Below are 22525 nucleotides of genomic sequence, written 5' to 3'. Positions count from 1 at the left end.
GGGGAGGGAAACTAGGTGATGAAAGATGGACCTCATCAGTTGCTTAAAGCAATGTCTTTGATGACAACCATTGTTTCACAACTAGCAGGTTTTCCATTGATTGGTATGTTTGTTGGAGGCTTTCTTGATCGAAAGTTTGGGACAGATCCCCTTTGGCTTATAGTAGGTATACTACTTGGAATTGCCCTTGGGATTTATGTGATGCTTTACTCAATTAAGTACTTTTTCTCAGGAGACTAATGCCTATGTCAGACATTCAAAATCTATTTATAAGGTTAAGAGGGTACATGTTTTCCATTCTAGCTCTGTTTGCCATTGGCTGGGGAGTTACACCTTATAAAACTATCTTTCTCAGTTTGATTATGGGTGCAGCTTTTAGCTTTTATATGCTTTGGACAATGGTTAGAAGTCAGCAAAAGTTAGCTAAGGCGCTGAAAGAAGGAAAAAAGCTTAGATCACTTGGTACCTTTACGCGCTTTGCGATAGCATTACTTGCTGTCATTATCGCATTAGAGTATCCGGAGCTATTTGATCCCATTGTAGTATTGCTTGGCTTAATGACAGTTTATATTGTCATTGTCATAGATTATCTTATTCAAATTTTACGTAATAAATAATGGGAAGAGAGGTGAGCAAAATTGGATCATAAAGCGCCTATACATGAATTCTTTGGACTTTCTTTCAATTTGAGTAATATCTTAATGATTACAGTAGCTTCGATCATTGTATTCATCATTGCAGTTCTTGGTGCAAGAACATTGGCTATGAAACCTACAGGAATGCAGAACTTTGTAGAATGGATCATAGACTTTGTAAAAGGAATCATTGGCAGTAATATGGACTGGAAGACAGGAGGACGTTTTCTATTCCTAGGTGTGACCTTATTAATGTATATCTTTGTTTCTAATATGCTAGGATTACCGTTTGCTGTAGTTATAGATCATACTCTTTGGTGGAAATCACCAACAGCAGATCCAGGAGTTACCTTAACGTTAGCAGCAATGGTTGTTGTACTAACTCATTACTATGGCATCAAAATGAAGGGAGTAGCAGAGTACGGACGCGATTATATTCGTCCATTGCCATTCTTGTTACCATTAAAAATCATTGAAGAATTTGCCAATACGTTAACGTTAGGTCTTCGTCTTTACGGAAACATTTTTGCCGGGGAGATACTATTATCACTTTTAGTTGGTCTTACTGCACATGGATTCGTCGGAATTCTTGGCGGAGCAATTCCAATGCTTTTATGGCAAGGGTTTAGCTTATTCATTGGAACAATTCAAGCATTTATTTTCACTATGTTAACAATGGTTTACATGGCTCATAAAGTCACGAAAGACCATTAAAAGTTATATAAATTAACTACATTAATACATAAATTAAAGGAGGAGCTTTTAAATGAATTTAATAGCAGCTGCAATTGCAATTGGCTTAGGTGCACTTGGTGCAGGGATTGGTAACGGATTAATCGTTTCACGTACAGTAGAAGGTGTTGCTCGTCAACCAGAAGCACAAGGTAAACTACAAACAATCATGTTTATCGGGGTTGCCCTTGTTGAAGCATTACCGATTATCGCTGTAGTAATGGCATTCATTTTCCAAGGTCAAGGTTAATAACAAGAATCTTAACAAGGATGAACATGGCGAAGATCATTCTCTACGAACCTTCGCCTTTCCTTTATTCACAAACTATTTTTTCCTTATAATACATTAAAAAAACGGTAACCCTCTGAAAGGAGTGAGCATCGCGATGTCTGTTCTAAATCCAGATTCACTTATGTTAGGAGCGGCTGGTGGAGGCTTTCAAGTTGGGGATATGCTTTACCAACTTGTAATCTTTATTATTCTACTAGTGCTTTTAAAGATATTTGCATGGAAGCCTATTATGGGTATTATGAAAAAGCGTGAGCAATATATTGCGGATGAAATTGATCAAGCAGAACAAAGCAATGCTGAGGCTAGAAAACTAGCTGAAGAGCAACGCGAAATTCTAAAAAATTCTCGTCAAGAGATTCAAACAATGATGGAAGAAGCGCGTAAAACAGCAGATGAGAAAAAAGAAGAAATCATCGCTGCTGCAAGAAATGAAGCACAGCGTTTGAAAGAATCTGCGAAAAGAGAAATTGAGCTTGAAAAAGAGCAAGCAATGGATTCTGTACGCGAGCAAGTTGCCTCTCTATCTGTTTTAATTGCCTCTAAAGTTATTGAAAAAGAGCTTTCTGAAGATGATCAGGAGCAATTAATCAAACAATATATTAATGAAGTAGGGCGAGCGTAATGAGTAACGGAGTAGTTGCAAGACGTTACGGAGTGGCCTTGTTTCAATTAGCAAAAGAACAACATATTTTAGATGAGGCAAGCAAACAGCTTGAAATCATTAAAAATGTGTTTAATGAAAATCCGCAATTTCTTGAAATTTTAACACATCCTAAGATTAATAAGCAAAAAAAGAAGGCGTTGATGGAAGAAACGTTTTCTACATGTCTTCCACCAGTTCAACACGCACTTTTATTACTTTTAGATCGTCACCGGATTGTTATTGTGACTGAAGTGATTGATCATTTCCTTGCGCTATATGATGAGGAAAAGAGCGTGGCAAAAGCGCTGGTTTATTCTGCAAAAGCGCTAAGCGAAGATGAGAAATCATCGCTTTCCAATACTTTTTCTAAGAAAGTAAACAAGAAGTCTTTACATATTGAAAACATTGTTGACCCAAGTCTTATTGGTGGTGTAAAGCTTCGAATTGGCAATCGTATATATGATGGCAGTGTGAAAGGACGCCTAGACCGTGTCCGTAGCACGCTTACAAAGAGATCGTAGATAGGGGTGAAACACATGAGCATTAAAGCTGAAGAAATTAGTGCACTGATAAAAAAGCAAATTGAAAACTATCAGTCAGATGTTCAAGTTCATGACGTGGGAACAGTAATCCAGGTCGGAGATGGTATTGCTCGTGTTCATGGCTTAGATGGTGTTATGGCTGGAGAGCTTGTGGAATTCTCAAACGGTGTTATGGGATTAGCACAAAACTTAGAAACAAATAACGTAGGTATTGTTATTTTAGGACCTTATACAGACATCCGTGAAGGTGATGAAGTTCGCCGTACAGGAAGAATTATGGAAGTACCAGTTGGTGAAGAGCTAATTGGTCGTGTTGTAAACCCGCTTGGGCAACCAGTTGATGGAGCTGGTCCAATTGGAGCAACGAAAACTCGTCCAATTGAAAGCCAAGCACCAGGTGTTATGGATCGTAAATCAGTTCATGAACCATTGCAAACTGGAATTAAAGCAATCGATGCTCTTGTTCCAATCGGTCGTGGTCAGCGTGAGTTAATCATTGGTGACCGTCAAACAGGTAAAACATCTGTTGCAATTGATACAATCTTAAACCAGAAAGACGAAGATATGATTTGTATCTACGTTGCTATTGGACAGAAAGAATCTACAGTACGTAATGTAGTAGAAACTCTTCGTAAAAAAGGAGCTCTTGACTACACAATTGTTGTGACAGCATCTGCTTCACAGCCTGCGCCATTGCTGTTCTTAGCACCATATGCAGGCGTAACAATGGGTGAAGAGTTTATGTACAATGGAAAACACGTTCTAGTTGTATATGATGACTTAACAAAACAAGCATCAGCATATCGTGAACTTTCATTATTATTACGTCGTCCTCCAGGTCGTGAGGCATATCCTGGTGATGTATTCTACTTACACTCTCGTTTACTTGAGCGTGCAGCAAAGCTTTCAGATGCAAAAGGAGCAGGTTCTCTAACAGCTCTTCCATTCATCGAAACACAAGCTGGTGATGTGTCAGCATACATTCCAACAAACGTAATTTCGATTACAGATGGACAGATTTTCTTACAATCAGACTTGTTCTTCTCAGGCGTACGTCCAGCAATCAATGCGGGTCTTTCTGTATCTCGTGTTGGAGGATCTGCTCAAATTAAGGCGATGAAAAAGGTAGCCGGAACGCTTCGTCTTGACTTAGCTTCTTTCCGTGAACTAGAGTCATTTGCACAGTTTGGTTCAGACCTTGATAAAGCAACACAAGCAAAACTTAACCGTGGACAGCGAACTGTTGAAGTGTTGAAACAAGGATTAAATAAACCTTTAACAGTTGATAAGCAAGTTGCGATTCTTTATGCGTTAACTCGTGGTTTCCTTGATGATATTCCTGTAGGTGATATTCAACGCTTTGAAGAAGAATATCTTACATGGTTAGAAAAGAACAAGAGCGATATGATGAACGCTATCCGTTCGACAGGAAACTTACCTGAAGACGAAGAGTTCAAAGGTGCAATCGCAGAATTTAAAACGAAGTTCGTTGTATCAGAAGAATAAAAAGGGAAGTTTAAAGAGCTTTCCTCTTTAAACTTCAACGTGACTTTTTGAAAAAAAGGTGGTGAGACCTTTGGCATCTTTACGTGATATTCAGTCTCGAATCAATTCGACGAAGAAAACAAGCCAAATTACGAAAGCAATGGAGATGGTTTCAGCCTCCAAGCTAAATCGAGCTGAGACAAATGCAAAGTCTTTTAACCCGTATATGGATAAAATCCAAGATGTTGTTGCAAGTATTGCGAGCGGAAGCCGTAACGCTACACATCCTATGTTAAAGTCTCGTGAAGTTAAACGTACAGGCTACGTTGTCATTACATCTGATCGTGGTTTAGCAGGTGCTTATAACAGCAGCATTCTTCGTACGGTTTATAATAAAATTAAGCAAAATCATCAGTCTCCAAACGAATATGGTGTTATTGTCGTGGGACGCGTTGGTCGAGACTTTTTCAAAAAGCGTGAAGTTCCAATCATGCTTGAAGTTATTGGTCTATCTGATCAACCGAGTTTTTCAGATATTAAAGACCTTGCATCTCAGACAGTAAACATGTTTGGTGACGAGACATTTGATGAAATTCATTTATTCTATAACCATTTTGTAAGTGCTATTCAGCAAGAAGTAACAGAGAAGCAGCTTCTTCCTCTAACAGATATTGGAGCAGAGAGTAAGTCTCTTAACCTTACATCTTATGAGTTTGAACCTTCTCAAGAAGAAATTTTAGAAGTGTTACTTCCTCAATATGCAGAAAGCCTTATTTATGGAGCTTTATTAGATGGAAAAGCAAGTGAACATGCTGCACGTATGACAGCAATGAAAAATGCGACAGATAATGCAAAAGATCTTATTAGCTCGCTTACACTTGTTTATAACCGTGCTCGACAAGCAGCAATTACACAAGAAATTACTGAAATTGTCGGTGGAGCAGCGGCACTTGAATAGAAATTTACATTGAACAAAGGAATTTTACATACTATTCCTTGTTTTAGACTGATAAATGTACGTTAGGAGGGAACATGATGACAAAAGGACGCGTTACTCAAGTTCTGGGTCCAGTTGTAGACGTGAAATTTGAAAGTGGACACCTTCCAGAAATCTATAACGCGCTTCACATTGTTCGTGAAGCAAATAATGAAAATAATGTGAGTATTGATCTTACACTAGAAGTTGCTCTTCACTTAGGGGACGACACAGTTCGCGCTGTAGCAATGTCATCAACAGATGGTATTGTTCGTGGTATGGAAGTGGAAGATAAAGGAGCTCCAATCTCTGTTCCAGTAGGGGATGTTACATTAGGACGCGTATTTAACGTTCTAGGAGAGAAAATTGACCTTGATCCAGATCTTCCTGCAGATATTCAGCGTGATCCAATTCACCGTCAAGCACCAACATTTGAGAATTTATCAACTGAAGTTGAAATTCTTGAAACAGGTATTAAAGTTATCGACTTATTAGCACCGTACATTAAAGGTGGAAAAATTGGTTTGTTCGGAGGAGCGGGTGTTGGTAAAACCGTTCTAATTCAGGAGCTTATCAATAACATTGCTCAAGAGCACGGCGGTATCTCAGTATTCGCAGGTGTTGGAGAGCGTACACGTGAAGGTAATGACCTTTATTATGAAATGAAAGACTCTGGAGTTATCAATAAGACAGCTATGGTATTCGGTCAAATGAACGAACCACCTGGTGCTCGTCAACGTGTAGCACTAACAGGTCTTACAATGGCGGAGCATTTCCGTGATGAGCAAGGTCAAGACGTACTTCTTTTCATTGATAACATTTTCCGCTTTACACAAGCAGGTGGTGAGGTATCTGCCCTTCTAGGACGTATGCCTTCAGCCGTAGGTTATCAGCCGACTCTTGCAACAGAGATGGGTCAATTACAAGAGCGTATTACATCAACAAACGTTGGTTCTGTTACGTCAATCCAAGCAATCTACGTTCCTGCCGATGACTATACAGATCCGGCACCAGCAACAACATTTGCTCACTTAGATGCAACAACAAACCTTGAGCGTAAGTTATCAGAGATGGGTATCTATCCAGCGGTAGATCCGCTTGCTTCAACTTCTCGTGCACTTTCACCTGAATATGTAGGTGAAGAACATTACAATATTGCACGTCAAGTTCAGCAAACTCTACAGCGTTACAAAGAGCTTCAAGATATCATTGCAATCTTAGGAATGGATGAGCTTTCAGAAGAAGATAAATTAACAGTACACCGTGCACGTCGCATTCAATTCTTCTTGTCTCAAAACTTCCACGTTGCTGAACAGTTTACAGGTCAAAAAGGTTCATATGTTCCTGTAAAAGAAACTGTTAAAGGGTTTGGAGAACTTCTTGCTGGTAAGTATGATGATCTTCCGGAAGATGCTTTCCGTCTAGTTGGACGCATTGAAGAAGTAGTTGAAAAAGCAAAAGAAATGCAACAAGCATAATGATAGGGACCTAGGAGGGTGTTAGATGAAGACGATGAATGTCAGTGTGGTAACTCCTGATGGCCCGGTATATAGTGAAGATGTAGAAATGGTCATTGCCAAAACACAGGGCGGTGAGCTAGGTGTTTTGCCAGGTCATATTCCGATGGTCTCACCGTTGAAAATCGGAGCTGTAAAACTTAACACACCAAGTGGAACAGACTTTATCGCAGTAAGCGGCGGTTTTCTAGAAGTAAGATCGGATCAGGTGACAATTTTAGCACAGGCAGCAGAGACAGCAGGTGCCATCGATATCAAACGTGCGGAAGAGGCTAAGCAGCGTGCGGAAGAGCGGCTAGCTAACAAGCAAGCTGACCTTGATATTCAGCGTGCTGAACTTGCTCTAAGACGTGCTTTAAACCGTATTAAAGTAGGTAGCCGTAACGTTTAACATAAAAAACCTCTAGGGAACGAACGTAGAAGCCCTAGAGGTTTTTTTAGCTATATTTATTAACAATTCAAGCATGCAAAAACAATAGGATTTAAAAGGAATGATAAAATATGTTACAAGCAATTGGTCAACAAGCATTAGTTGGGATGTTTTCACATCTTATCTTTCTTGTTGTAACATGGTGGGCTCTTCAAGCTCTTTCCATTGATAAGATGATTAGAGCTAATCGTGTTGTGCAAGCGCGACTTTTATTAATGCTTCTTACAATTGCCATCGGCACAAGCGTTAGTAACTTTTTTCTGGACTTTTTGTCATGGTCCCAGTCGTTACCATCACTTTTCTTCTAATATTGTGCTGACAGAATGTTCCTTCTGTTTATAGTGACATATAGTTAGACAATCTCCTCTGAATTCTGTCGATTTTTTTCACGTATGAGACATTATCATTTGGAAAAAATGAGAGATAAGGAGAAGGGGGAGAAATTGGATGTTAAAATTTAAAAATAGTGTCTTTTTAGCTATTTTCATTCTAGCTATATTCCTATATCATGGTAATTACGTGAGTTTTGCTTTAGGGGAAAAATACCCAATTGAAGAGCTTGCTCACGGGGTGCATAAATCAGAAGGAACGGTTACAGAATGGTCAATTTATAATCGAGAGAAAATTGATGTAACAACAAAAGCGGCTTTTGAGAGCAAAGCGGCTTTATTAAAGAAGAAGTATGCCCATTTTCAGTGGTCGATTCAAAAGGATAAAGAGGTTTGGAAAGCTGTTGGGGTGGGGAAAGAGAAAAAGTATGGAATTAATGAAAAAATTCAGCTACTAATGACCCTCAAAAAAGAACATCATCAATCGTATATTATATATGATGTCAAAGGGAAGCAATGGAGTCAGGAAGTCTGGTCTTATTTTAATCCATATTTAACAAAGAGAAACAAAGAATTATTTACAGGGAATTTCGAAAGTTTTGCTTGTATTAGAGGGCACTTTAATGATAATATTAAAGGTGTTTTGTCTTTAGGCTCTCAGAAACTATTGAAATCATTTAAAGCAGATTCTGTCGAAGAGCTTAGTGAAGAAGCATTTGTTTCAGTAACAGCATATACTGAAATGTGGGAAGACGTTCTTCTGACACAAGATCAACAAAGAATGAACTTACAAATAGCAATAAGAAATCAAGGAATGGGCGAAAAGACGACCTTTGTCGTTGGCACACCCATTATTACGTCTGAATATTAATATATAGAAAATGGACGCGGAGGGGAATACCTTGGAAAAAATCATCGTCCGCGGCGGAAAACAGTTGAACGGCACAGTAAAAGTTGAAGGTGCAAAAAATGCTGTGTTGCCTGTTATCGCTGCAACTTTATTAGCTAGTGATGGAAAAACTATTCTGAATGATGTACCTGCTCTCTCCGATGTATTTACAATTAGCGAAGTTTTACGCTACTTGAACGCAAAAGTAGAGATTAACGGTAATGAAGTAGTTGTAGATGCATCACAAGAACTTAAAACAGATGCGCCTTTTGAATATGTACGTAAGATGCGTGCTTCTGTGCTTGTTATGGGTCCTTTATTGGCTCGTAATGGAAAAGCAAGTGTAGCTTTACCGGGAGGCTGTGCGATTGGTTCAAGACCAATTGATCAGCATCTTAAAGGCTTTGAAGCAATGGGTGCAAAAGTACAGGTAGGAAATGGCTTCATTGAAGCTCATGTTGACGGAAGACTAAAGGGAGCTAAAATTTATTTAGACTTCCCAAGCGTAGGTGCTACTGAAAATATTATGATGGCTGCAGCTCTTGCAGACGGTACAACAACGCTTGAAAATTGTGCTAAAGAACCTGAAATTGTTGACTTAGCTAACTTTATTAATGCTATGGGAGGCAAAATCAGAGGAGCTGGCACTGGTACAATGCGTATTGAGGGCGTTCCTACATTATATGGTGCTCAACATACGATTATTCCTGACCGTATTGAAGCAGGTACATTTATGGTAGCTGCAGCAATTACAGGAGGAAACGTCCTTGTAAGAGGAGCTGTTATGGAGCATTTAAGCTCTCTAGTAGCGAAGATGGAAGAAATGGGTGTAACCATTACTGAAGAAGGCGATGGCTTACGCATTATTGGTCCAGAAAAACTAACTCCAGTTGACATCAAGACAATGCCACATCCGGGCTTCCCAACGGATATGCAATCCCAAATGATGTCATTGCTTCTTCAAGCATCTGGCACAGGTATGATTACAGAAACAGTTTTTGAAAATCGTTTCATGCATGTGGAAGAGTTCCGTCGCATGAATGCTGATATTAAAATTGAGGGGCGTTCAGTTATTATTAACGGGCCTTCTAAATTGCAAGGAGCAGAAGTCGCTGCAACAGATTTACGTGCAGCAGCAGCTCTAATCCTTGCTGGTCTTGTAGCAGAAGGCTATACGCGTGTTACAGAGCTTAAGCATCTTGATCGTGGTTATGTGAATTTCCATGGCAAATTACTTGCCCTTGGAGCAGACATTGAGCGCGTGAACGATGAAGCTGTAAAACCAGAAGTTTCTAAAGTAACAGATATGAACGTTTAATTTATAAAAAGGTGGCTTTTAAAAGCCACCTTTTTTTTATGGTTTCTTCAGTCATAAAAGGTTGTCCACTTCCATAAAAATGAACATAGATGATTAAATTTTAAGAGAGTGGAGGCTATACGCGTTCATGAAACGTTATAAACCCCTTTTTATCACAGCAGCAGTTCTATTTACGGTCGTCTTAATCATTCCTGCTCTTCTAGTTGTTCCGTTTGGAGAAAAAGCTAGTGAAGAGAGTATGGAAAGTGTCCAACCTCCCAAAAAGGAAACAGAAAGTGCTAGTGCAAAAAAGAAACAGAACGCAACAGCTGTTGAAGTGGCGGTATACAGAACAGAAACTAAAGAAATCGAGAAGCTTCCGCTTGAAGAGTACGTAGTTGGTGTTGTTGCTGCAGAAATGCCTGCAGAATTTGAAGAAGAAGCTTTGAAAGCTCAAGCTCTGGCAGCTCGTACTTATATTGTAAAACATTTAACATCAGGCTCTTCTAACCTTCCAGGTAAAGCAAATGTTACGGATACTGTTCAAGATCAGGTTTATCACAATAGAAAAGAACTAAAGAAACTCTGGAAAGGTAGCTACGAAGAAAAAATTCAGAAGATTGAAGAAGCTGTTGAAGAGACAACAGGAGAAATCTTAACGTATAATGGTGATCCAATTGAGGCAACTTTCTTTTCAACAAGCAATGGTTATACGGATAATTCAGAAGAATATTGGACGAATTCAATTCCATACTTGAAAAGTGTTGAGAGCCCTTGGGATAAGAAATCACCGAAGTTTACGGCAAAGAAAGTCATATCAGTGGAGCAATTTGAAAAAAGTTTAGATGTTACTCTTGGTGATGGGGAACAGATAGGACAAATTATATCAACTACTCCTGGTAAACGAGTAGAAAAGGTGAAATTTGATAACAAAACACTATCTGGTAAAGACGTACGTACAAAATTAGAATTAGCTTCAACCGATTTCTCATTTGAAAGGCATGGGAACGAGATTACCATTAACACAAAAGGGAACGGTCACGGCATTGGAATGAGCCAATACGGAGCAAATGGAATGGCAGAGGAAGGAAAAGATTATCAAGATATTGTCCATCACTATTATCAAGATGTCTCTATTTCCTCATATGATCAAGAGTTGAATAGTTTAATGGCTAAGAAATAAAAGCTTAGAAAAGCATACTTTCTAAGCTTTTTTCTTATTTTCTGCATAATTTAACGGTTTTAACAAAAAATAAGTAGAAAAAATTCTTTTTGTGTATATAATGCCTTGTTTTTGTTCAGAATGGTTGCTGAGGTGATAACATATGAGAGACGAAGAAAAAAATCGCGTTTCACAACCATCAAAATTCAAGAAGTTTTTTAGAAAACGTTGGGTATATCCGGCTGTTTACTTATTTAGTGCAGCAATCATTCTTACAGCAGTTCTTTGGTTCCAAGGAAACAGCAATGATCAAGCTAATGACAAAAATAATGACCAAACTGTATATGACGGAAGTCAAGATGCTGTAGAAGTAAATTCAAGTGTTGAGGAAATTGCAAAACCTTTTGCAAATGAAGACAAAATGGTTGTAAAGACAGAGTTTTATGACCACAGTGCAAAACCAGAAGAACAAGAAGAAGCAATTGTTTTCTACAACAATCAGTACCATCAGAATACAGGTGTTGATTATGCACGTGAAGATGGAAAAAGTTTTAAAGTAACAGCAGCAGCAAGTGGTACGGTAACAAGAGCAGAGAAAGATCCTCTTTTAGGCTATGTTGTTGAAGTTGAGCATGCTGATGGGGTTGTAACACATTATCAATCACTACAAGATGTGAAAGTGGAAGCTGGAGACACTGTAAAGCAAGGACAGGCACTTGCAAAAGCAGGACAAAGTCTATTTAATAAAGAAGCTGAAACACATGTACATTTTGAAGTGCGCAAAGATAATAACGTTGTAAATCCAAATGAGTATTTTGGAAAAACAGTTGGTTCAGTAAAAGCAAGTGAAGAAGCTCCTGTAGAAGAAGAGCAAGCTGATGATCAGAAAGAAGATGAGAAGCAAGAAAACTCTTCAGATGAGCAAGACAATCAGGAAGAATCTTCTTCAGATCAAGCAAGTGCAAAATTAAATGCGTAACAAGTGAAAGAAAGGGCTAGACTTCTAGCTCTTTCTTTTTTTATGACAAAATTCTCGAATAATGAAAATTGACTCAATTTCTGTTGGAAAGTCCCTGACTCTGTCAAAAAGCTCATTCCCCAAAATAAAAAGTAGAAAAATATTCATAAATTGTTGTCCCTATTGCCTTTTTGTTGCATATATCTTCATCCAAGCTAATACACTGTTACAAACCTAACAAAGAGAATGTTTGAGGTGAGAAACTATATATCCTACCTTATCCTCTATTATCTTCTTTTTAAATCATGAACAAGCTGAAACAGAACTTTGTATACAAATCTCATCTTACGCTTCTCACATCCAATTTGGGGAGGGCGAGTGGTGTGCACGATTACATCAAAGAGCGAACAATCAAGATTGGCAAGTATATTGTGGAAACAAAGAAAACAGTTAGAGTGATTGCAAGAGAATTTGGAGTTTCCAAAAGTACAGTCCATAAAGATTTAACTGAGCGACTTCCAGAGATCAATCCTGATTTAGCTAACGAAGTGAAGGAGATTTTGGATTATCATAAATCAATTCGTCACTTACGAGGTGGAGAAGCCACTAAGTTAAAATACAGGAAAGAAGAACTTCAAGAACCTGTTAAATAATTTGTAGAGATGGTTGTTTTGTTAGGTCTAAGAAGATAAAAAACAGGCGATTACTCTAAGTTTTAAAAGGGTATCGTCTGTTTTTTAGAGCGCTTGCTTCTTAAGTTCTAAATCCCTACTTATAAGGATTTAGAAGTTCTAAAGTAGTAAAAAAATAACTCATATTGGTATATGGGGAAAATATTAAAATTAATCATACATATATCCTCTTTTGTGATAAAATACTATATTAGGACAAAAGAACGTGTTTTTAAGAGGAAGATTTTGAAGGAGGAAAAAGCAGTAATGTTAGCAAAAGATATTGGGATAGATTTAGGTACGGCAAATGTTTTGATTCATGTAAGAGGACGAGGAATTGTTTTGAATGAACCCTCTGTTGTAGCTATTGATAAAAATATAGGAAAAGTCCTTGCGGTCGGAGAGGAAGCTCGCCAAATGGTCGGAAGAACTCCATCAAATATCATTGCTATTCGCCCATTAAAAGACGGCGTTATTGCAGACTTTGATATAACAGAGGCTATGTTGAAATACTTTATGGATAAATTAAATGTAAAAGGTGTGTTATCAAAACCGCGTATCCTAATCTGTTGCCCAACGGACATTACGCTTGTTGAGAAGAAAGCAATTAGAGAAGCGGCTGAAAAAAGTGGCGGAAAGAAAGTGTATTTAGAAGAGGAACCGAAAGTAGCAGCTTTAGGAGCAGGAATGGAAATCTTCCAACCGAGCGGAAACATGGTCGTTGATATTGGCGGTGGAACAACAGATGTAGCCGTTTTATCAATGGGAGATATCGTAACTTCTGCATCCATTAAAATGGCTGGAGACAAGTTCGATCAGGAAATCCTTAACTACATTAAACGTCGCTATAAACTGCTTATCGGAGAGAGAACAGCAGAAGAGATTAAAATCAATATCGGAACGGTCTTTAATCAATATCGTCAAGAAGAAATGGACATTAGAGGACGAGATATGGTAAGTGGTTTACCGCGTGTTATTACTATTAAGTCTGAAGAGATTGAAGGAGCATTACGAGAATCTGTATCTGTTATTGTGCAAGCTTCGAAAAGCGTTCTAGAGCAAACACCCCCAGAGCTTTCTGCCGATATAATTGATAGAGGGATTATTTTAACTGGCGGTGGAGCACTTTTACACGGAATGGATCAACTATTAGCAGAGGAACTAAAAGTTCCTGTTTTCGTAGCTGAGAACCCAATGGACTGTGTGGCTATTGGAACGGGTATTATGCTTGAGAATATGGATAAACTGCCACGTCGTCAATTTATTTAAAAGAACTCTACTCTATATTGTTTCTATCATAAGGAAGGGAAGTTTCGGTAACATAGAAATTTCCCTTTATTTAGTAATGGAGGTCTATATATGTTCAAAGGCTTTTACTCAGCGGCAAGCGGTATGATGACGCAGCAGCGCAATGTTGAACGGCTGACAAACAATATGGCAAACGTTAATACAGTTGGATTTAAACAGGATGAGGCTTCGATTCGATCTTTTCCTGAGATCCTGCTTGATAGGGTGCAGCATGAAAAGGGAATCGATAATCATCAAATTCCGGTTCGTAAGAGAATAGGTTCACTGAACACAGGAGCTTATATGCAAGAATTAATCCCTAGTTTCACTCAAGGTGGACTTCAGAGTACAGACCGCTCTACAGATGTAGCCCTTGTTGATGGAAAGGTTCCAGAAGGTAAAGCAGGACAAAAAGGCTCGTTCTTTTTTATAGTAGAGCAAGGTGATGAGGTACGTTATACAAGGAACGGGAACTTTGCACTAAGCAATGATGGCTACTTAACAACAAACGACGGCTACTATGTTTTAGGGCAAAATGGGACAAGAATTTCGTTAACTGATAACAATTTTGAGATTAGTGAACAAGGTGTAGTCACTCAAAACGAAGAAGTGATCGGTACCATTGATATTGCTTTTTCAAATAATGTTGAAGATTTGAATCAAGAAGGAAACGGTCTTTATTCCGTTGAAACTCCTCTTCCCAGTGCTATTGGAAATGCAGCGGTTTCTTATAAGATAAATCAAGGTATGCTGGAAAATTCAAATGTTGATAGCTCACAAACAATGACAGAGATGATGTCTGCCTATCGTTCATTTGAAGCAAACCAGAAAGTTATGCAGGCTTATGATAAAAGTATGGAAAAAGCAGCAAATGAAGTAGGACGGATTAGCTAAGAGGGGGGATTTATTATGAACCGTTCGATGATCAATGCAGCAAATACGATGAATGGATTACAACAGCAGCTTGATCTTATCTCGCACAATGTTTCAAACAGCTCTACTGTAGGATATAAAAGGCAGGAAGTGAATTTTAACTCTCTTTTATATCAACAATTTGCTACCCCTGTTGATGATACTAGAGGGAACGAAGGCAGAAAAACTCCAAGCGGTATTAGAGAAGGAGTAGGAGCAATGCTTGTCCACACGAGTACAAATAATGAATTAGGTTCTCTTACAACTACTAAGCGAGATTTAGATGTGGCCCTCTCTAAAAAAGGTTATTTCTTTACTATTGCTACAAAAGATGGAATAAAGTATACAAGAGACGGAGCATTCAATCTTTCCCAGGTAGATGAAAACTCTGTTGTGCTTGTAACAGGAGAGGGTAATCCAGTTCTTGATGAAAATGGGGAAACCATTGTTATTCCTTCAAACTATCAAAAAATCTCCTTTACATCGCAAGGAGAACTGGCTGTTTATGGAGAAGATGAAACAGTACCTTTAAATGTATATGATCTTGGGATTGCTTATGCACAGAAACCTGCGCTTCTAATGAGGGATGGAGACAAACTCTTTTCTGCCCCAGCAGAACAAGGATTAGAGAACCCCATGCTTAACATTAGAGGGCAAGAGAGATCTCAAATTGGATTAGAACAAGGCGCGCTAGAACAATCAAACGTTAATATAGGTGATGAATTAACAAATATGTTGAATGCTCAGCGAGCTTATCAGTTCAATGCTAAGTCTATTACCCTTTCAGACCAAATGCTTGGTTTAATTAATACAATGAGATAAAACTATAAAAGAACGGGGGATGAGGAAGACAATGACAGCTCCAACAAGTGAGGTAAGACACCAGCATAAGAAAAAAGAAGGATTTCTAAAAGCGGCATGGAATGATTTACAGCAGGCAAGAAAAAATCGTGTTAAATTGTTTCCCCTTTGGTTACGTGTTATGATTGTCAGTGTTCTAATGACGGTTAGTGCTCTTATTGGGGTTGTCGTTGGCTATGCCTTTATTGGGGACGGCTCTGTTTTCGATGCTTTAAAACCGTCTACATGGAATCACATTATGGAATTTATTGTGAAAGAGTAAGGAGTGCAGAAAGTATGCTTGATATTGAACAAATTAAAGAAATTATTCCACATCGCTATCCATTTTTACTTGTTGATCGCGTTTTGGAAGTTGAAGAAGGAAAGAAAGCAATTGGTATTAAAAATGTATCTGCAAATGAAGATTTCTTCAACGGCCACTTTCCTACATACCCTGTAATGCCAGGAGTTTTAATTGTGGAAGCACTTGCACAAGTAGGAGCAGTAGCGATGCTAATGAAAGAAGAAAATCGTGGCCGTTTGGCTTTCTTTGCTGGCATTGATAACTGTCGCTTTAAACGTCAAGTTCGTCCTGGTGATCAGCTTCGTTTAGAAGTAGAAATGGTGCGTTTCCGCGGTGCTGTTGGTAAAGGAAAAGCGGTAGCAACTGTTGACGGAGAACTTGTATGTGAGACAGATATTATGTTCGCACTTGGGGACAAGCAAGAAGGATAAAAGCCGTTGCAGTAGCACGGCTTTTTTTCTTTGGGTATAATAGGGTAATATGCTAGAAGTTAACTGATTGTGTTATAATGAGTTAAAAGAAAGTTTACAGTTTGGAGGTACTTTCGTTAAATGTTAAAGGATTTGCCACAAGGAGTAAAAGTCAGTATTACGCATTCTATTACAAAAGCTTTTGAAGACTATATGAGTGAAATTAAGTGGAATGAAAGTCAATATAGTTCTAATGCATTTATCGATCAATGGAAGACCTATATTAGAAATAATGCTTCTTGGTTTAAAAAAATTGACGAGGCGATGAAAGAGAGTCCTGAATTTCATCAAGAACTCGCTGTTAAGATTAACGAGACAATTCAAAAAGTGGTGACAGAGCCGCCGACGGAAGAACAAGTGGCACAGTTAGAGCGCTTAACGAAAGAGCAAGGAAATATTAACGTAGATTACTCTTGCAAAGCTGAAGCAAGATTCTGGATTCGTAAATTCGTTAACTAATAAACTAAAATAAAAGACTGTTGATATAAAATCAACAGTCTTTTATTTTATTATTCTTCAATAATTGTTTTAAGGACCTTTGTAAGGAAATGAACACGACTTCTAGATCCATTATCATTTTTAAAAATAAAAGTATAGAGGTTCTCTTGAAGCTTAGGGTATTTTTTTAAGACTTTAACAAGCTGCTCAATTTCATTAGAATAATGGTTTTTATAGGTGTGCTGAAACTCTTTGAGGAAAGGTGTATTTTGTTCTGCTTTTCCATATAGCTTGCCCATGGAAACTTGGTAGACTTCACAGAGTTTAACGAAGTCTTGAAGGGAAGGGAAGAGCTGAGCGTTTTCCCATTTAGCAACGGTAGAACGTGAGATATCCATTTCTCCAGCAAGATCTGCTTGTGTCCAACCTCTTTGTTTACGATAGTGACGAATGTTCATACAGAGAGAATCCATAAATAAGCTCCTTTTAAATAGAATAATAAAACATAGTGCTATTTGAGAACATAGCCCTGTCGGTTCTTAAATAGATCATAAAAAGTAGAAAAGTTTTTGAAAAATTTTAATTGTATAAAGACCCAAATCTTTGAATAAGAAAAACTAGAAATCTTCTACTAAAAAGTATGTCTACTCTTGTTGTATAAAATATGTATAATTATGTCAACTTATCGAAGGGTTTTCCTTACATTTACAGTGAAAACCTTCTAAAAAAAGAAAGGAGGAGTAGATTAATAAGAAAAGGAGGTTGCAAAGGAGCGAGAATATATTATGATGACGATAGAAATGCGAAAGGAGGTATGAAAGAGATGAGAAAGTTCTATTTAAGTAAATCAAAATGGTGTAGTAGCATAGAGCGGGAGGAAAGAAGGCCGATAGTACTTGGGAAAGCCTATAAAAACAATTTTCTATCTCCTATATATGAAAATGATGTTATGGCATTTCCCGAAAAGCACTATCGTTGATATGATTTATTAACTTTTGTTTTGAATTCTTTCAACAGGGCTTCACCTTCAAGCCCCTCTTGCAGTAGTTGCGCAAGAATTCCTTCTGCGATATTTGGACGTGTGTTTTTCAAATAGCCGTTCATAAGCACGCTAAAATAGTTCTTCATCTCTGTTGTAGCAATTACTTTTGTTTGAAAAGTAGCTGGTAAATTATTTTTTTTAGAAATAGTTGCTTTTACAGTTAGCTTCTCTTCTGATCTGCAAAGCTCTTGGAAGTAGTCTAATTCAGTTTTGGGAAGCAATGCTTCAATTGTCCAAAGGTTTTGCTCATCTTCTTTATTAATGATTAATCCGTCCTTTAGTAAGAGATCCTTCCGTTTGTCCGGACTTACAATATCTAAGTGGACAAGTTTAAACGTTTTCAAGATAACATCCCTCCATCACAAAATTAGAAATTATTATTTAGTATAGCATACTTAAACCTTTTATAGCCTTAACTACTCTAATCCTCCCTAATAATGAGAAAGGAGGTTACACTAATTGTTTAATCAAGTTACGTTAGTTGGTCGTCTTGCAAGAGTACCGGACCTTCGTTACACAACAGACGGAGTTGCTTATACTCATTTAGTATTAGCGGTTCAGCGCTCTTTTCGCAACCAAAACGGAGAGTTTGACGCTGACTTTGTTTCTGTTACTGTATGGAGAAAAAATGCAGAAAATACAGTTCAGTACTGTGAAAAAGGAACTTTAATTGGAATCACAGGTCGAGTACAAACCCGTCAGTATGAACGTGATGGCGGTAAAAAGGTATTTTTAACGGAAATCATAGCTGACCGGATTCGCTTTTTGCAACGTAAAATAGGAGCACCATCTTAGATAGATCACAACCTGAAAGGGGGTGGTAAGTCGTTTTACATTACCTCATTTGTTATACATTCTAAAAAGACAATATAAACTTATCCTCTATTACCTCTCCAAAAATAAACCAGCTACAATATGTAGCTGGTCTTTTTTCATTAAAGAGCTCGAGCTCCTAAATAACGTTGATTCCAATATGAATTTGTAAGTGATGAAACGGTTACTCCATTTGAGGAACTAGCATGTACGAATTGATTGTTTCCCAAATAAATACCCATATGAGAAGGACCAGAACGGTATGTAGTGAAGAAAACTAAGTCTCCAGGCTGTGGAGAAGAGACCTTTGTTGTTGTGCTCCAATATCCTGCCGTTGTTAAGCGTTGTCCACCTGTTTGATCTTTTAATAAATAATAAATAAATCCGCTGCAATCAAATCCGCTTGTTGTTGTGCCTCCCCATTTATAAGGGATACCTTGAAGAGATAGGGCATCATTAATAAATTTTTGTTTATTAATCGAACCATTTGGTGTAGGTGTTTCAGGTGGTGCTGGTTTTGAGGTGTTATTGTCTGTTTTAGGAGAACCAGTTATTTTCAATACTTGATTTTCATATATTGTATTGGTTGTTAATCCATTTAGGCTCTGTAGTTGAGAAACGCTTATACCGTATTGAGAGGCAATTTTCCATAAGGAGTCCCCGCGTTTAACCGTATAAGAACCAGTGCTTTGTTCGTTTGGTCCCCCTGTTGGTGAAGAGCCAGTAGCTGGTGATGATGTACTTTCACCTGAAACTTTTAGCGTTTGGCCAACGTAAATTAAGGTGGAGCTAAGATTATTTAACGCTCTGAGCTCTGCTACAGATGTCCCTGTTTGGGATGAAATTTTGTAAAGAGTGTCCCCACTTTTCACTTGATATGTTGATGTATGATTACTTGTTGAAGTAGGTGGTTGGGCTTGTGAGCTTTGTTCATTTGCAGATTGTCCATTTGGTAATTGAAGAACTTGTCCAATACGTAAAAGGTCGCTGCTTAAGTTATTGACCTTCTTCAAATCAGAGACACTTGTATTAAATTGTTTTGAAAGTTTAAAAAGGGTATCGCCTTTCTTTACTTCGACACTTGCTGCATCTGCGGACGTTTGAAAAAGATAAGCACTGCCTAGAACTGCTAACGATGTTAAAAATGGTACTCGTTTCCTCACATATATTCCTCCTATATGTTATTTTTTAACAATCATACTTGTACTTATTATACTATGGTTTTTGAAACTTGAGCTAACATTTATCGTCTATTAGTATAAAAACACGTAATATGTCTCATATCGGATTAAGATGTAAAACTTTAACCTTTAATGAAAAAATTGGCGACATTTTTTTCGTTTTGGTATTATATGAATGTGATAAATTAAGGCTACTATATATTGGCAACAGTCTTTTGTTATTCTAAAACATAAATGAGCGATAAAAGCTACTTTCAAAGGGGTTGTGAAGAGTATGGGGAAAATTCGCAAAGCCATTATTCCAGCAGCAGGGCTTGGAACCCGCTTTTTACCTGCAACGAAAGCGCAGCCGAAAGAAATGCTTCCAATTGTAGATAAACCAACGATTCAATATATTGTGGAAGAAGCAGTAGCTTCAGGAATTGAAGATATTCTGATTGTTAGCGGTCGAGGGAAGCGAGCAATTGAAGATCATTTTGATAAATCGTATGAGCTTGAAGAAACGTTAGCAAAGCGGCAAAAATGGGATCCATTAGAAGAGATTCAACAAATTTCACGCCTTGCAAACATCCACTATATTCGTCAAAAGGAGCCAAGGGGACTGGGGGATGCTGTAAACTGTGCCCGTACCTTCATTGGAAATGAGCCTTTTGCCGTCATGCTTGGAGATGATCTTGTTCAATCTAAAGTACCTTGCCTACTGCAACTTATAAAAGCGTATGAAAAAGAAAATCATACAGTCATTGGCGTTCAAGAAGTAGAATGGAAAAATGTTTCAAAGTACGGGATTGTTGAACTTGGAGAGACACTAACAGAAGACTACTTTAGGGTAAAGTCTCTTGTAGAGAAACCAAGAAGAGAAGAAGCGCCTTCAAATTATGCGATTATGGGACGATATATATTAACACCTGAAATTTTTCACATTTTAGAGAGTTTGCCAGCAGGAGCTGGAAATGAAATTCAGCTTACAGATGCAATTAGTAGACTTAGCGCTTTTCAAAGCATAGGAGCGTACCATTTTGAAGGCTGTCGTTACGATGTGGGGGATAAGCTAGGATTTGTAAAAGCAACAATTGATTTCGCATTAGAGCGTCAAGCGCTAAAGCCTGCTCTTTTAGATTATATGAAAAAGAAGCTAAATGAACTTCAGCAATAAAAATCTGCGAAGAATAGCCTCTTAGCTTTATAGGAGGATATTCTTCCTCTTTTTATGTGAAAGACATCTTAGCAATTCAGAAATTATTTTACTATACAAGTAAAGATGGTGGAGGGAAGATTGTGAATATTTCCATTGCTGGAACAGGATATGTAGGATTAGTGACAGGTGTTTGTTTAGCTGAAGTGGGTTATAAAGTAACATGTTTTGATATTGATGAGAATAAAGTACAGCTTATGAAAGATGGATTCTCTCCTATTTATGAACCTGGTTTAAGTGAACTTATGAAAAAAAACAGCAAACAAAACCGCCTCTTTTTCACTCACGAGCCACAAGAAGCATATAAAGATGCAGACATCATTTTTATTGCAGTTGGGACTCCTGAGCAAAAAGATGGTTCAGCAAATCTTCAATATGTAGAAAGCGTTGCAAAAGCAATTGCTGAAAATGTTGTAAAAGATACAATCGTTGTCACAAAAAGTACAGTTCCTGTTGGGACAAACGACAAGCTTAAAGACATTATCGAAAAGCACAAGAAGCATGACGTGAAAATTCGTGTTGCCTCAAATCCAGAGTTCTTACGAGAAGGCACAGCTATTTATGATACATTTAATGGAGATCGAATTGTAATTGGGGCCGAAGATCCTTATGTAATTGAAACATTAGAAAAATTGTACGCACCGTTAAACATTCCTATTATCAGTACAAATATTAGAAGTGCAGAAATGATTAAATATGCAGCAAATGCATTTTTAGCTACAAAAATCAGCTTTATTAATGAAATTGCGAACATTTGTGAAAAGGTTGGAGCAGATGTCGGTGATGTAGCTAATGGAATTGGATCAGACCAACGAATTGGGCATCAATTTTTGCGTGCTGGAATTGGCTATGGGGGTTCTTGTTTTCCAAAGGATACAAAAGCCTTAGCTCAGCTTGCTAATCATATTAACTATGATTTTCATCTGTTAAAATCTGTGATTGAAGTGAACAATGATCAGCGAGTATTGCTGTATGAAAAAGCGAAGAAACTTTACGGCTCTTTAAAAGGAAAGAAGGTAGCAGTGCTAGGGCTTGCTTTTAAACCAAATACAGATGATATTCGTGAAGCGGCAAGTCTACTTTTAATCGATGCTCTCAAACAAGAAGAGGCACAGATTGCTGTATATGATCCAATTGCAACTAGACATATTCAACATATTTATGGAGATACTTTAAATTATATGGAAGTACCAGAAGATGCATTAGCACAAGCTGATATAGCATTCATTGTAACAGAATGGGAAGAAATTAAGGAGATTCCTTTTTCAACGTATAAACAGCTTATGAAAGAGCCAGTTATCCTAGATGGCCGTAACTGTCATGATATTGAAGAAGCTAAAAAAGAGGAAGTGACGTACCTGTCCATTGGCAGGGAACCTGTATATTATAAGGCAATTGAATCCTACAATGTAGAAAATGATTCTTAATAAACTGGCAAAAAATTATAAAAAACGAGAAAATCTTTTCATGTTTTTCGAATAATGC

General features: G+C 37.8%; 28 protein-coding genes. 25 read left to right on the top strand and 3 right to left on the bottom strand.

The window, feature by feature from the left end; genetic code table 11:
- The first annotated feature begins 18 nt into the window (after nt 1-18).
- From B9N79_RS19145 to B9N79_RS19040, 22 genes are all read left to right on the top strand, one after another.
- Complete coding sequence (locus B9N79_RS19145) at nt 19-240, top strand: AtpZ/AtpI family protein (protein ID WP_026009747.1); 222 nt, start codon at nt 19-21, stop codon at nt 238-240.
- Between the two features lie 5 nt (nt 241-245).
- Nucleotides 246-617 (top strand): ATP synthase subunit I, encoded by a 372-nt coding sequence (locus B9N79_RS19140; protein WP_046218039.1) that lies wholly within the window; start codon nt 246-248, stop codon nt 615-617.
- Between the two features lie 21 nt (nt 618-638).
- Nucleotides 639-1349, top strand: coding sequence for a F0F1 ATP synthase subunit A (gene atpB, locus B9N79_RS19135; RefSeq protein WP_040060323.1), 711 nt, complete (start codon nt 639-641; stop codon nt 1347-1349).
- A gap of 52 nt (nt 1350-1401) precedes the next feature.
- Nucleotides 1402-1617, top strand: a complete 216-nt coding sequence (gene atpE / locus B9N79_RS19130) for a F0F1 ATP synthase subunit C (protein ID WP_019394803.1) — start codon at nt 1402-1404, stop codon at nt 1615-1617.
- 136 nt (nt 1618-1753) lie between these two features.
- Nucleotides 1754-2281 carry a F0F1 ATP synthase subunit B gene (gene atpF / locus B9N79_RS19125; protein ID WP_019394804.1) on the top strand — a complete coding sequence of 176 codons (528 nt, stop codon included), beginning with the start codon at nt 1754-1756 and terminating at the stop codon, nt 2279-2281.
- Nucleotides 2281-2823 (top strand): F0F1 ATP synthase subunit delta, encoded by a 543-nt coding sequence (locus B9N79_RS19120; protein ID WP_040060321.1) that lies wholly within the window; start codon nt 2281-2283, stop codon nt 2821-2823. Before atpF ends, B9N79_RS19120 begins: the two co-directional genes overlap by 1 nt.
- Before the next feature lie 15 nt (nt 2824-2838).
- Nucleotides 2839-4350: a F0F1 ATP synthase subunit alpha gene (gene atpA / locus B9N79_RS19115; protein ID WP_019394806.1), complete on the top strand. Its 1512-nt coding sequence runs from the start codon at nt 2839-2841 to the stop codon at nt 4348-4350.
- A 70-nt stretch (nt 4351-4420) separates the two neighbouring features.
- Nucleotides 4421-5287 (top strand): F0F1 ATP synthase subunit gamma, encoded by an 867-nt coding sequence (locus tag B9N79_RS19110; protein ID WP_019394807.1) that lies wholly within the window; start codon nt 4421-4423, stop codon nt 5285-5287.
- A gap of 77 nt (nt 5288-5364) precedes the next feature.
- Nucleotides 5365-6783 carry a F0F1 ATP synthase subunit beta gene (atpD, locus tag B9N79_RS19105; protein ID WP_019394808.1) on the top strand — a complete coding sequence of 473 codons (1419 nt, stop codon included), beginning with the start codon at nt 5365-5367 and terminating at the stop codon, nt 6781-6783.
- A 25-nt stretch (nt 6784-6808) separates the two neighbouring features.
- The gene (locus B9N79_RS19100; RefSeq protein WP_019394809.1) at nt 6809-7213 is read left to right on the top strand and encodes a F0F1 ATP synthase subunit epsilon; all 405 of its coding nucleotides are present in this window, start codon (nt 6809-6811) and stop codon (nt 7211-7213) included.
- 110 nt (nt 7214-7323) lie between these two features.
- Nucleotides 7324-7560 (top strand): DUF1146 family protein, encoded by a 237-nt coding sequence (locus B9N79_RS19095; protein WP_019394810.1) that lies wholly within the window; start codon nt 7324-7326, stop codon nt 7558-7560.
- A 139-nt stretch (nt 7561-7699) separates the two neighbouring features.
- A complete protein-coding gene (locus B9N79_RS19090) occupies nt 7700-8452 on the top strand; it encodes a YwmB family TATA-box binding protein (RefSeq protein WP_019394811.1) in 753 nt (250 codons plus the stop codon).
- A 31-nt stretch (nt 8453-8483) separates the two neighbouring features.
- Nucleotides 8484-9788 (top strand): UDP-N-acetylglucosamine 1-carboxyvinyltransferase, encoded by a 1305-nt coding sequence (gene murA / locus B9N79_RS19085; RefSeq protein WP_019394812.1) that lies wholly within the window; start codon nt 8484-8486, stop codon nt 9786-9788.
- 127 nt (nt 9789-9915) lie between these two features.
- Nucleotides 9916-10950, top strand: a complete 1035-nt coding sequence (spoIID, locus tag B9N79_RS19080; protein ID WP_040060316.1) for a stage II sporulation protein D — start codon at nt 9916-9918, stop codon at nt 10948-10950.
- A 142-nt stretch (nt 10951-11092) separates the two neighbouring features.
- On the top strand, nt 11093-11908 hold the full coding sequence (spoIIQ, locus tag B9N79_RS19075) for a stage II sporulation protein SpoIIQ (protein WP_019394814.1): 816 nt from the start codon (nt 11093-11095) through the stop codon (nt 11906-11908).
- A gap of 362 nt (nt 11909-12270) precedes the next feature.
- Nucleotides 12271-12540 carry a sporulation transcriptional regulator SpoIIID gene (gene spoIIID / locus B9N79_RS19070; protein ID WP_019394815.1) on the top strand — a complete coding sequence of 90 codons (270 nt, stop codon included), beginning with the start codon at nt 12271-12273 and terminating at the stop codon, nt 12538-12540.
- 285 nt (nt 12541-12825) lie between these two features.
- Nucleotides 12826-13827: a rod shape-determining protein gene (gene mreB, locus B9N79_RS19065; RefSeq protein ID WP_026009748.1), complete on the top strand. Its 1002-nt coding sequence runs from the start codon at nt 12826-12828 to the stop codon at nt 13825-13827.
- 90 nt (nt 13828-13917) lie between these two features.
- Nucleotides 13918-14739: a flagellar hook-basal body protein gene (locus tag B9N79_RS19060; protein WP_046218037.1), complete on the top strand. Its 822-nt coding sequence runs from the start codon at nt 13918-13920 to the stop codon at nt 14737-14739.
- Between the two features lie 15 nt (nt 14740-14754).
- Nucleotides 14755-15579 carry a flagellar hook-basal body protein gene (locus tag B9N79_RS19055; RefSeq protein WP_046218036.1) on the top strand — a complete coding sequence of 275 codons (825 nt, stop codon included), beginning with the start codon at nt 14755-14757 and terminating at the stop codon, nt 15577-15579.
- 31 nt (nt 15580-15610) lie between these two features.
- Nucleotides 15611-15880, top strand: a complete 270-nt coding sequence (locus tag B9N79_RS19050) for a DNA-directed RNA polymerase subunit beta (protein WP_019394819.1) — start codon at nt 15611-15613, stop codon at nt 15878-15880.
- Between the two features lie 14 nt (nt 15881-15894).
- Entirely contained in the window at nt 15895-16332 is a 438-nt protein-coding gene (gene fabZ, locus B9N79_RS19045) for a 3-hydroxyacyl-ACP dehydratase FabZ (RefSeq protein ID WP_019394820.1), read from the top strand.
- A 120-nt stretch (nt 16333-16452) separates the two neighbouring features.
- Complete coding sequence (locus tag B9N79_RS19040; protein ID WP_040060308.1) at nt 16453-16830, top strand: hypothetical protein; 378 nt, start codon at nt 16453-16455, stop codon at nt 16828-16830.
- 50 nt (nt 16831-16880) lie between these two features.
- On the opposite strand, the gene B9N79_RS19035 is transcribed toward B9N79_RS19040, so the two are convergent.
- Together B9N79_RS19035 and B9N79_RS19030 are read right to left on the bottom strand one after the other, a co-directional pair.
- A complete protein-coding gene (locus B9N79_RS19035; RefSeq protein ID WP_019394822.1) occupies nt 16881-17282 on the bottom strand; it encodes a helix-turn-helix domain-containing protein in 402 nt (133 codons plus the stop codon).
- Between the two features lie 496 nt (nt 17283-17778).
- Complete coding sequence (locus B9N79_RS19030) at nt 17779-18195, bottom strand: YwpF family protein (RefSeq protein WP_019394824.1); 417 nt, start codon at nt 18193-18195, stop codon at nt 17779-17781.
- Nucleotides 18196-18310: 115 nt separating this feature from the next.
- On the opposite strand from B9N79_RS19030, the gene ssb reads away from it, so the two are divergent.
- Nucleotides 18311-18646 (top strand): single-stranded DNA-binding protein, encoded by a 336-nt coding sequence (gene ssb / locus B9N79_RS19025; protein ID WP_019394825.1) that lies wholly within the window; start codon nt 18311-18313, stop codon nt 18644-18646.
- A 140-nt stretch (nt 18647-18786) separates the two neighbouring features.
- Here the strand turns inward: ssb and B9N79_RS19020 are convergent, their stop codons facing one another.
- Nucleotides 18787-19827, bottom strand: coding sequence for a C40 family peptidase (locus B9N79_RS19020; protein ID WP_040060307.1), 1041 nt, complete (start codon nt 19825-19827; stop codon nt 18787-18789).
- 292 nt (nt 19828-20119) lie between these two features.
- Here B9N79_RS19020 and galU point away from each other — a divergent pair, with 292 nt between their 5' ends.
- Nucleotides 20120-21001: a UTP--glucose-1-phosphate uridylyltransferase GalU gene (gene galU / locus B9N79_RS19015; protein ID WP_040060306.1), complete on the top strand. Its 882-nt coding sequence runs from the start codon at nt 20120-20122 to the stop codon at nt 20999-21001.
- Between the two features lie 122 nt (nt 21002-21123).
- Nucleotides 21124-22467, top strand: a complete 1344-nt coding sequence (locus B9N79_RS19010) for a UDP-glucose dehydrogenase family protein (protein ID WP_046218079.1) — start codon at nt 21124-21126, stop codon at nt 22465-22467.
- The last annotated feature ends 58 nt before the right edge of the window (nt 22468-22525 follow it).

The sequence above is a fragment of the Priestia filamentosa genome (assembly GCF_900177535.1).
Classification (GTDB): domain Bacteria; phylum Bacillota; class Bacilli; order Bacillales; family Bacillaceae_H; genus Bacillus_I; species Bacillus_I filamentosa.
Note: the sequence above shows the minus strand (reverse complement) of the source record. Positions and strands in the feature narration are given on the sequence as shown.

Bases quoted from the DNA above. Each gene is read 5' to 3' on its own strand.
- B9N79_RS19060 (WP_046218037.1), top strand. From the start codon at position 13,918: ATGTTCAAAGGCTTTTACTCAGCGGCAAGCGGTATGATGACGCAGCAG.
- spoIIQ (WP_019394814.1), top strand. From the start codon at position 11,093: ATGAGAGACGAAGAAAAAAATCGCGTTTCACAACCATCAAAATTCAAG.
- atpD (WP_019394808.1), top strand. From the start codon at position 5,365: ATGACAAAAGGACGCGTTACTCAAGTTCTGGGTCCAGTTGTAGACGTG.
- mreB (WP_026009748.1), top strand. From the start codon at position 12,826: ATGTTAGCAAAAGATATTGGGATAGATTTAGGTACGGCAAATGTTTTG.
- B9N79_RS19055 (WP_046218036.1), top strand. From the start codon at position 14,755: ATGAACCGTTCGATGATCAATGCAGCAAATACGATGAATGGATTACAA.
- atpF (WP_019394804.1), top strand. From the start codon at position 1,754: ATGTCTGTTCTAAATCCAGATTCACTTATGTTAGGAGCGGCTGGTGGA.
- B9N79_RS19050 (WP_019394819.1), top strand. From the start codon at position 15,611: ATGACAGCTCCAACAAGTGAGGTAAGACACCAGCATAAGAAAAAAGAA.
- B9N79_RS19035 (WP_019394822.1), bottom strand. From the start codon at position 17,282: ATGGATTCTCTCTGTATGAACATTCGTCACTATCGTAAACAAAGAGGT.
- B9N79_RS19120 (WP_040060321.1), top strand. From the start codon at position 2,281: ATGAGTAACGGAGTAGTTGCAAGACGTTACGGAGTGGCCTTGTTTCAA.
- B9N79_RS19090 (WP_019394811.1), top strand. From the start codon at position 7,700: ATGTTAAAATTTAAAAATAGTGTCTTTTTAGCTATTTTCATTCTAGCT.
- B9N79_RS19140 (WP_046218039.1), top strand. From the start codon at position 246: ATGTCAGACATTCAAAATCTATTTATAAGGTTAAGAGGGTACATGTTT.
- galU (WP_040060306.1), top strand. From the start codon at position 20,120: ATGGGGAAAATTCGCAAAGCCATTATTCCAGCAGCAGGGCTTGGAACC.
- B9N79_RS19145 (WP_026009747.1), top strand. From the start codon at position 19: ATGAAAGATGGACCTCATCAGTTGCTTAAAGCAATGTCTTTGATGACA.
- B9N79_RS19040 (WP_040060308.1), top strand. From the start codon at position 16,453: ATGTTAAAGGATTTGCCACAAGGAGTAAAAGTCAGTATTACGCATTCT.
- B9N79_RS19095 (WP_019394810.1), top strand. From the start codon at position 7,324: ATGTTACAAGCAATTGGTCAACAAGCATTAGTTGGGATGTTTTCACAT.
- B9N79_RS19100 (WP_019394809.1), top strand. From the start codon at position 6,809: ATGAAGACGATGAATGTCAGTGTGGTAACTCCTGATGGCCCGGTATAT.
- atpE (WP_019394803.1), top strand. From the start codon at position 1,402: ATGAATTTAATAGCAGCTGCAATTGCAATTGGCTTAGGTGCACTTGGT.
- atpA (WP_019394806.1), top strand. From the start codon at position 2,839: ATGAGCATTAAAGCTGAAGAAATTAGTGCACTGATAAAAAAGCAAATT.
- spoIID (WP_040060316.1), top strand. From the start codon at position 9,916: ATGAAACGTTATAAACCCCTTTTTATCACAGCAGCAGTTCTATTTACG.
- fabZ (WP_019394820.1), top strand. From the start codon at position 15,895: ATGCTTGATATTGAACAAATTAAAGAAATTATTCCACATCGCTATCCA.